The sequence below is a fragment of the Pseudomonas sp. PA27(2017) genome, assembly GCF_001945445.1.
Classification (GTDB): domain Bacteria; phylum Pseudomonadota; class Gammaproteobacteria; order Pseudomonadales; family Pseudomonadaceae; genus Aquipseudomonas.
The window spans coordinates 1-7,342 of record NZ_MSXW01000062.1 but is presented as its reverse complement, the minus strand read 5'-3'; the positions used below and the strand labels follow the sequence as shown (position 1 = coordinate 7,342).

Here is a 7,342-nt window from a genome sequence, read left to right as displayed (position 1 = left end):
CCGAAGGATTCCTTATCGGCGTTTGCGGTGAGTATGGGGTGGGGGAATTCTCCCACTGTCTGGCTTGTCGCTTGCAGAAGCCGCGCATGTCCCTCCACCCCCGACAGGTTCCTAGCCTAGAACATACAAGCCGCGACCCGCGGCGAATCGTCTGTACGACACCAGTCCTGCAGCAAGGCCGCCATCGCTTCGCGCCGGGGCGACGCTCCTACACGGGCAGTGGATTGCCTGCAATTATTGTAGGAGCCGCGACCCGCGGCGAATCGTGTGTACGACGCGAGTCTTGCGGTAAGGCCACCATCGCTTCGCGCCGGGGCGACGCTCCTACACGGGCAGTGGATTGCCTGCGATTATTGTAGGAGCCGCGACCCGCGGCGAATCGTGTGTACGACGCGAGTCTTGCGGTAAGGCCGCCATCGCTTCGCGCCGGGGCGGCGCTCCTACAAGGGCGTTAGGCCGCTCGCGATCATTGTGAGGGCCGCAACCCGTGGCGAATCGTGGCGGCCCTTCGATCTCGTTATCAACCCGATCGATACCCAACATGCACCATGGCCTCTCGAATAGCCGGCGTATTCGGGCTAGCCTCGCGTTCACATGCATTGCCCCATCACGCCGATAGCGAGGATTCGATGACTCAATCAACCTATGTTCCGCCAAAGGTATGGCAGCACCTTGAAGCTTCCGGTGGCCAGTTTTCCAAGATCAACCGCCCCACTGCCGGCGCGACCCATGACAAGGAACTGCCGGTCGGCAAGCACCCGCTGCAGCTCTACTCCCTGGCAACGCCCAACGGCGTAAAGGTGACCATCCTGCTCGAGGAGCTGCTGGCCCTGGGGCACAGCGGCGCCGAGTACGATGCCTGGCTGATCCGCATTGGCGAGGGCGACCAGTTCTCCAGCGGCTTCGTGGGCGTCAACCCGAACTCGAAGATCCCTGCCCTGCTCGACCGCAGCGGCGATACGCCGATCCGCGTGTTCGAGTCCGGCTCGATCCTGCTGTACCTGGCGGAAAAGTTCGGCGAGTTCCTGCCCAAGGATCCGGCCGGCCGCACCGAAACCCTCAATTGGCTGTTCTGGCAAATGGGCTCGGCGCCCTACCTGGGTGGCGGCTTCGGCCACTTCTACGCCTACGCCCCGGAGAAGTTCGAATACGCCATCAACCGCTTCACCATGGAAGCCAAGCGCCAACTGGACGTGCTCAACCAGTGCCTCGCCGATAATCGCTACCTGGCCGGCGACACCTACACCATCGCCGACATCGCCGTGTGGCCCTGGTATGGCGAGCTGGTGCGCAACAACGTCTACGGCGCCGCCGAATTCCTCGCGGCCCACGAATACACCCACGTACAACGCTGGGCCAACGAGATCGCCGAGCGCGAAGCCGTCAAACGCGGCCGCCGGGTGAATCGCACCTGGGGCGATGAGTCCGAGCAGGTGCCGGAGCGGCATCAAGCGGCGGACCTGTCGTAAACGCTGATAGCGCCAGCGCACGCGAGTTGTTCAGATGTAAAAAACCAAGCCCCGATGCTTTTTGGCATCGGGGCTTGGTTTTATCTGGCAGGGTTATTTGCGTGTCGACTCATGCAAGTTGATCAACAGCTCAGCCAGCGTTATCCATTTTCCACATCCCCCGGGCCCCTCCTCAAGCCGCCGCTTGCACGCGACGCACCCGGCGGCGCCAGCCGCGCCACATCGGCAGCATGATCATCGCGGCCACCAGCACCCAGGTGCCGATGGTGATCGGGCTGGAGAACAGGATGCCTAGCTCGCCGTTGGAGATCGACAGTGCGCGGCGCAGGTTCTGCTCCATCAGCCCGCCGAGGATGAAGCCAAGCAGCACCGGTGACAGCGGAAAGTCCAGCTTGCGCATGATATAGCCCATCGCGCCGATGCCGACCATCAGGAACAGGTCGAAGGTGGTCGCGTGCACGGCATACACGCCGATCCCGGTGATGATCGCGATCACCGGCACCAGTGCCCAACTCGGCACCGCGAGGATGCGCGTGAACAGGCCGACCATCGGTACGTTGAGGATCAGCAGCATGACGTTGGCGATGAACAGCGAGGCGATCAGGCCCCAGACGATGTCCGGTTGCTGCTCGAACAGCAGCGGGCCCGGGGTGATGTTGTACAGAGTCAATGCGCCGAGCATCACCGCCGTGGTGCCCGAGCCGGGAACGCCCAGGGTCAGCATCGGCACCAGGCCGCCGCAGGTGGAGGCGCCGATGGCGGTTTCCGGCGCAGCCAGGCCGCGGATGTCGCCCTTGCCGAAGTTGCCGCTGGCGCCGGCCATGCGCTTCTCGGTCATGTAGGCCACGGCGCTGGCCAGGGTGTTACCGGCGCCCGGCAGCACGCCGATGATGAAGCCGGAAATGCTGCAACGCAGGTTGACCATCAATACCGACGACGCTTCCTTGAAGTTGAACAGCATGCGCCCGGTGGCCTTGACCGCCACGTGGCCGTGGTGGGTCTTTTCCAGCAGCAGGAGGATCTCGCTGATCGAGAACAGGCCCAGCACCAGCACCACGAACTGGATGCCGTCGGCCAGGTGCACGCTGTCACCGGTGAAGCGGTACACGCCGCTGTTGGCGTCGATACCGACCGCCGACAGGAACAGGCCGATCAGCGCGGCGACGAAGGTCTTCAGCGGTTTGTCGCCGGCCATGCCGCCCAGGCAGACGATGGCGAAGACCATCAGCACGAAGTATTCGGCCGGCCCGAAGGCCACTGCCCAGGCCGCCAGCAACGGGGTGAACAGCACCATGCAGCAGGTCGCCAGCAGTGCGCCGAGAAACGAGCTCCAGGCCGACAACGACAGGGCGATGCCCGCCTTGCCCTGGCGCGCCATGGGGTAGCCGTCCAGCGCGGTCATCACGGTGGAGGCTTCACCGGGGATGTTCAGCAGGATCGAGCTGATCCGTCCGCCATACTCGCAGCCCAGGTATACGGCCGACAGCAGAATCAGCGCCGACTCCGGCGGCAGGCCGAGGGCGAAGGCGATGGGAATCAGCAGCGCCACGCCGTTGATCGGGCCCAGGCCCGGCAGCAGGCCGACCACGGTGCCGATCAGCGTGCCGATCAGCGCGGTGATCAGGTTGTAAGGGGTCATGGCGATGCCGAAGCCGTGCCCCAGATAGCTCAAGGTTTCCATGGATCAGTTCTCCAGCGCGGCCAGCGGGCCAAGGGGAAGTGGAACATCCATCACACGGTCGAACAGCCAGTACAGCAGCACGCTCATGGCCACCACCACGATGGCGCCGGGCAGCCAGCGACCGCCATACAGCCGGGCCATCGGCACGCCGATGAGGATCGAGCTGAGAATGAAGCCCAGGGGTTCGAAGGTGGCGGCGAACACCAGCAGCAAGGCGAAACAGGCGACCACCTTGGTCAGGGTCGCGCGGTCCAGCTCGGGCTCGTCATCGGCGCGGGCCACGGGCGTCGGGCGGATCGCCAGAAACACCAGCGCCAGGCCCATCAGGCCCAGGATCAACAGCGGAAAGGCCCGCGGGCCGACCGGTTCGTAGGAGAACGGCGCCTGGTAGGGCCAGGCCATCACGGCCAGCACCACGCACGCAGCCAACAGCGACACGGCGAAAATGCGTTGCAGGATCATCGGGAAAATCCTCGTCGAGCGAGCACACGCCACCCCGCGCTGCCGTTACCGACAGCGCCATCGTCCATGGGGCGTGCGCTCGCGCTTACTGGGTCAGGCCGAACTCGCTGGCCAGTTTCTTGTAGTCGGCGACCTGTTTCTTGACGTACGCATCCAGCTCGTCGCCGGTCATGGCGAAGGGATAGAGCTGGCGTTCGGCGCGCAGCTTGGCGAAGTCTTCGGAGGCGAGCAGCGTGTCGAAGGCGTTCTTCCACCAGGCATACGCCTCGTCGCTGACCTTCGGCCCCAGGTAATAGCCGCGGATCACCGGCCAGGTAACGTCGAAGCCCTGCTCCTTGGCGGTCGGGATGTCCGAGACGATCGGCCCTTCCAGGCGCTGGTCGGCCAGCACGGCAAGAATGCGCATGTCGCCGGACTGCACGTGGGGCACCGAGTCGGAAATGTCGGTACTCGCCACCTGGATATGGCCGCCCAGCAGGGCCGTCGCCAGCTCGCCACCGCCCTCCATCGACACGTAGCGCATCTGCTTGGGATCGACGCCGCCGGCCTGGGCGATCAGCGCGGTCTGCACCCAGTCCTGGCTGCCCACGGTGCCGCCGGCACCGATGACCACACTGCCGGGGTTGGCCTTGAGCGCGGTGATCAGGTCACCAAGGTTCTTGTAGGGCGAATCCGCACGCACCGCGATGGCACCATAACTGGTGCCCACGGCCGCCAGCCACTTCACGGCATTCTCGTCGAAACGACCGAACTTGCCCTGGGCGAGGTTGAGCAGCGAGCCACTGGAAAACGCGGTGATGGTGCCCGCATCGGCAGGCCGCTGGGCGACCACCGCGTTGTAAGCCACGGCGCCGATGCCGCCAGGCATGTAGGTCACGCGCATGGGCGACTTGAGCAACTTCTCCTGCACCAGCGCGCTCTGCGCCAGCTTGCAGGTCAGGTCGAAGCCACCGCCGGGCGAAGCCGGGGCGATGCACTCGGGGCGACGCGGCTCATCGGCCAGCGCCTGGCCGGCCAGCAACGCGCAACAAGCGGACAGGAGAACACGACGAAACATGGGATTCATGGAACGCACCTCTGATTATTTTTGTAGTACGAACAGGCGCCCTCGCAGAAGCTGCAAAGGCAGAGATACCGTGCAGCCGGTCAGGCAGCGGCCAGGGTCAAACCTGGCGCAGGAGGCCGAACGGCAAGGGCATAACGGGGAAAGGCGTGAACGGATGCGGCACAGCGGGCGGTGACGAGCATGGGATGGCTCTCCACTGATTATTATTGTTAGGCGGCTTTTTCAGAGGCCGTCCGCCGGTGGTACACCGGTTACAGCATTAATACGCCCGAAACCTTTCGTAAAGCTTTCAGGGGTGTTGCGGGGAAGAAAAATGTGCAGGGGTTTGGGTGCGATGGGCATTGCGCACTAGGAGGCTGTGGAGGAAGCAACACTGGCTGCCGATTCTGGTGTGAACATTTCCGCAACGCCCGCGAACGCATGCGCCGCCGCTACAGTGAGGGCGAGGTGGGCGCGTGGTACGTGTTTGGCTGGTACCTCTACCACGTGATGACCCTATGGACGCTGCCCTTCCGTCTTACCGAATGGGAAATCGCCCGCATCAAGCGCATGCACCGTCAAGACATCCCCGAGACCATGCAAGCTTGGTCACAGCCATTGCCCAAAGAACAATGGGCCAAGCCCAGCGAAGAGCTCCAGCGCCAAAGCCAGCAGGTAGAAATGCTGCGCGAACGCGATCCGCAACGCTCGATCATCGATATCTTTGCCGAGGTGCAACGCAGCCCCTCCGCTGCCCGTACGGGCTGATCCTAGACGCCCGTAGTGGCCCAAACCGATAGGCATGCACAAGGTAGCGTGGGCTATGCTTCACCGATCCACGCGAGCGGTGTCAAGGTGGATGAAAAGAGCGTCATCCACCCTACGCCCTGCCGTCGGTAGCGACGTGACCGGCTTCAAGGTCGATGATCTGGCCGGCTGATCGGTGGCATCGCCGAAACCCAGGAGATGCTCGACTTCTGCGCCGAGCACAACATCGTCTCGGACATCGAAATGATCGACATCCAGAACATCAACGAAGCCTAAGAGCGCATGCTCAAGAGTGACGTGAAATACCGCTTCGTGATCGACATGGCTTCCCTGGCCAAGGATCAGGACGCGGCGTAACGTTAGCGCCTGATCACCCAAAGGCCCGGTCTCGCCTTCGCGAACCGGGCCGTTGTTTTCATACCGGCATCGTCACGGGACTCAACCCGTTACGATCAGGCTTTCCTAATATCGGGCCTAGACCCACGGCGTGCTTGAGCTGTCGGCTCCTGTTATCCGTATCACTCATTTATTGGACAACGTGCGTTACACCGCTAGCCGATAAGCCCTTTGGCTTCGCCCTTAGCTTGATTCAGCAAAGTCGAAGGCGGAAGCCCGGTTCTGGTGCCGTCCTTGTCCATCAAGTTCATGGCTTGACCCAGAAACCCCGGAGACTGGAGCCCAGGCTTGGGATCATCCTTGCCCATCAGGTCCATGGCCTGGCCCAACAAACCACTCATATCACCGGACTCCTTGGCAGCTTTGACCGCCTTCGCCGCTTCGGCAGCTTTGAAGATGGTTTGCAGGTCCGGCGTAATGGCGGTTTGCTCGGTAAGCGGTAAGCGGTAAGCGGTAAGCGGTACCGGCAGCGGCATGCTGCTGAGTTTGGCCACCACATCGCCTGGGTTCTGAGTGAACGCACGCAGGGACTGCACGCCGTCCATCATTGGCAAAGTGGTCTGTCCCGGGCTGAGTGGACACTGACTTAAGGTGGATAATGTCCGCCGCAAGGAGTGTTCATGACCCAGACCAGACGACGTTTTCCAGAATCTTTCAAACGTGAAGCGGTAGACCAAGTGGTTGCCGGCACGCCGCTTCGTCATGTGGCCGAGACGCTCGGCATCGCTGAAAGCCTGCTGGGCAAATGGAAGCGCCAGCACGAACAGCAAGGTGACGATGCCTTTCCGGGCAATGGCAAGCAGCGTGGCGAGAGTGCTGAGTTGCGCCGGCTACGCCAGCAGCTGGCTCAGGTCACCATGGAGCGCGATGTTTTAAAAAAGGCGCTCGCCATCTTCTCGCAGCCCACGAAGTGAAGTTCCGCGCCCTCGAGGCGCTGACCGGTCGCTATCCCGTAGCACCGATGTGCCGGCTGCTGCGGGTATCACGCAGCGGCTTCTATGCCTGGCAGCAGCGGCCACCTTCGGCGAGAGAGATGGCGAATCGGCGTCTGAGCAAGGAGATCCGCGCCATCCACCACAAGGTCAATGGAATCTATGGCCATCGCCGAATCAAGGCCGAGTTGGCGGCCATGGGGCATGTGTGTGGTCGACACCGAGTGGCTCGACTGATGCGCGAAGCCGGTCTGCGCGTTCGTTCGCGTAAGCGCTGGCGGCTGGTTTCCAGCAGTCGTCATGCTCTGACGATTGCCCCGAATCACCTGGATCGCCAGTTCGCCTCGGATCGCGCTAATCGGCACTGGGTCTCGGACATGACCTACGTGCGGACGGCCCAAGGCTGGCTGTATCTGGCCGTCGTGCTCGATCTTTTTTCAAGTGCTGTCGTCGGTTGGGCGATGCACCATCGGATGCAGCAGGCTCTGGTACACGCCGCGCTGGAGATGGCCGTGGCTCGCCGACAGCCGCAAACCGAGGTACTGCTGCACTCGGATCGTGGCAGCCAATACTGCGCGTACGATTACCA

8 protein-coding genes and 1 pseudogene are annotated in these 7,342 nt (G+C 62.9%); 5 read left to right on the top strand and 4 right to left on the bottom strand.

Annotation, left to right across the window (positions count from 1 at the left end):
- Positions 1-629: 629 nt before the first annotated feature.
- On the top strand, positions 630-1,469 hold the full coding sequence (gene yghU / locus BVH06_RS24610; RefSeq protein ID WP_075935802.1) for a glutathione-dependent disulfide-bond oxidoreductase: 840 nt from the start codon (positions 630-632) through the stop codon (positions 1,467-1,469).
- Between the two features lie 172 nt (positions 1,470-1,641).
- On the opposite strand, the gene BVH06_RS24605 is transcribed toward yghU, so the two are convergent.
- The 3 genes from BVH06_RS24605 to BVH06_RS24595 form a co-directional block, all read right to left on the bottom strand.
- Positions 1,642-3,150, bottom strand: coding sequence for a tripartite tricarboxylate transporter permease (locus BVH06_RS24605; protein WP_013792269.1), 1,509 nt, complete (start codon positions 3,148-3,150; stop codon positions 1,642-1,644).
- A gap of 3 nt (positions 3,151-3,153) precedes the next feature.
- Entirely contained in the window at positions 3,154-3,612 is a 459-nt protein-coding gene (locus BVH06_RS24600; protein WP_075935801.1) for a tripartite tricarboxylate transporter TctB family protein, read from the bottom strand.
- An 85-nt stretch (positions 3,613-3,697) separates the two neighbouring features.
- The gene (locus tag BVH06_RS24595) at positions 3,698-4,678 is read right to left on the bottom strand and encodes a tripartite tricarboxylate transporter substrate binding protein (RefSeq protein WP_075935800.1); all 981 of its coding nucleotides are present in this window, start codon (positions 4,676-4,678) and stop codon (positions 3,698-3,700) included.
- Positions 4,679-5,098: 420 nt separating this feature from the next.
- On the opposite strand from BVH06_RS24595, the gene BVH06_RS24590 reads away from it, so the two are divergent.
- Together BVH06_RS24590 and BVH06_RS25635 are read left to right on the top strand one after the other, a co-directional pair.
- The gene (locus tag BVH06_RS24590; RefSeq protein ID WP_256575269.1) at positions 5,099-5,425 is read left to right on the top strand and encodes a hypothetical protein; all 327 of its coding nucleotides are present in this window, start codon (positions 5,099-5,101) and stop codon (positions 5,423-5,425) included.
- A 159-nt stretch (positions 5,426-5,584) separates the two neighbouring features.
- A pseudogene (locus BVH06_RS25635) lies at positions 5,585-5,782 on the top strand (NAD(P)-dependent alcohol dehydrogenase); the annotation flags it as partial.
- 194 nt (positions 5,783-5,976) lie between these two features.
- Here BVH06_RS25635 and BVH06_RS24580 read toward each other — a convergent pair.
- On the bottom strand, positions 5,977-6,357 hold the full coding sequence (locus tag BVH06_RS24580) for a hypothetical protein (protein ID WP_139315732.1): 381 nt from the start codon (positions 6,355-6,357) through the stop codon (positions 5,977-5,979).
- A gap of 84 nt (positions 6,358-6,441) precedes the next feature.
- Between BVH06_RS24580 and BVH06_RS24575 the strand changes: the two genes are divergently transcribed.
- Together BVH06_RS24575 and BVH06_RS25630 are read left to right on the top strand one after the other, a co-directional pair.
- A complete protein-coding gene (locus tag BVH06_RS24575; protein ID WP_075935797.1) occupies positions 6,442-6,735 on the top strand; it encodes a transposase in 294 nt (97 codons plus the stop codon).
- Positions 6,732-7,342: IS3 family transposase (locus BVH06_RS25630; RefSeq protein ID WP_139315731.1), on the top strand; the 611-nt coding region annotated here is incomplete at its 3' end. The genes BVH06_RS24575 and BVH06_RS25630, both read left to right, overlap by 4 nt.